This window comes from Clostridioides sp. ZZV15-6597 (assembly GCF_020657815.1).
GTDB lineage: Bacteria > Bacillota > Clostridia > Peptostreptococcales > Peptostreptococcaceae > Clostridioides.
In genome coordinates this window covers 1-1205 of the sequence record NZ_JAGWCT010000223.1, presented here as the reverse complement: position 1 = coordinate 1205, position 1205 = coordinate 1, and the positions used below count along the sequence as shown (strand labels likewise).

Sequence of the window (1205 nt, the reverse complement as noted above, 5' to 3'; positions counted from 1 at the left end):
CTTGTCTATATTATGAGTAAGAAAATAAATGAAGATTGTGAACTTTGTTGTGATGAGAGTGTGCTAAACAATTGTACTTTACGAGAAAAGAAAAAATATGGTTTAGCCTTATTACATGCTATAGAACTTTCTCGTTTAAATAAAGCAGGACTACTAACAACGGAATTTAGTAAATCTAATTTAGAAATAAGACTTGAAAATATAATAAAAAAGAAAGGTAAAAATGGTATACTAATAGGAATATTGGTATTTATAACTTCATGCACATCTTTTTTAGAAATTAATGCTCAAATTCCTATATTAGAAAATATTCCAATTGATAATACAGATGAAGATACAGAGAATACTGGATATTCCTTTTCTGAAACTGTAGACTATACTTATGCAACTGCTCCCGAAGAATATCGAAAACAATATGAAGAAGCATGTAGAGTATCAGGTAAGACTCCAAAAGACTCAGATTTAATAGAAGTACCAGTTGATAATTAAGATTAAATACATATGTTTAGGAAATAGTGTTTATATAGCTTAGACACTATTTTTTTGTTTACATAAATTTTATTTGACTCTTTTTATATCTTTTTGTAGTATTAAACTATAAACGTAAAATTGTATTTTAGGGGGAAAGTATTATGATTAAAAAGATACCTGAAGCAGAATTAAAGGTTATGAAATTTATTTGGAAAATAAACAAAACAGTTCCATCTAAAGAGGTAATAATTGCTATGGAACAACAATTTAATTGGAAACAGACAACAACGTTAACACTTCTAGCAAGACTAATTAATAAAAATTTTTTAACTGCTGAAAAGATAGGAAGATTCACACACTATACAATTCTTGTTGGGGAAGAAGAATACAAAAATTTTGAAACAAGAAACTTTTTTGACACAATACATGACGATTCTAAAGAAAGCTTGATGGCTTCTCTGTATGCAGATAATATATTATCTAAAAAAACATTTGAGTCTTTCAAAGAAAGCTTTAGCACAGAAGAAAATGAATAGTTATATATTTAACCATTTAATCAATACTATATTAAAAACTACTATTGTAAGTAGCTTTGGTATATGTATTTTAATCTTTTTAAAAAGATTTTATTTTAAAAATTTAGCAAAAAATTTAATTATTATATTTGGTTAATTATTATTTTTAGAATGTTATTTTTTATATTTAATTATTCTATAAATTTATATACAGAGAGG

The 1205-nt window shown here is 25.0% G+C and carries 2 protein-coding genes and 1 pseudogene; all 3 read left to right on the top strand.

Going from position 1 to position 1205, the window contains the following annotated elements; all coding sequences use genetic code 11:
- On the top strand, nucleotides 1-489 hold a 489-nt coding region (locus KGF52_RS20970; RefSeq protein WP_285894680.1), incomplete at its 5' end, for a M56 family metallopeptidase.
- Between the two features lie 140 nt (nucleotides 490-629).
- Nucleotides 630-1007 (top strand): BlaI/MecI/CopY family transcriptional regulator, encoded by a 378-nt coding sequence (locus KGF52_RS20965; RefSeq protein WP_413894798.1) that lies wholly within the window; start codon nucleotides 630-632, stop codon nucleotides 1005-1007.
- Nucleotides 1000-1205: pseudogene (locus KGF52_RS20960) on the top strand (hypothetical protein); the annotation flags it as partial. The gene KGF52_RS20965 and the pseudogene KGF52_RS20960, both read left to right, overlap by 8 nt.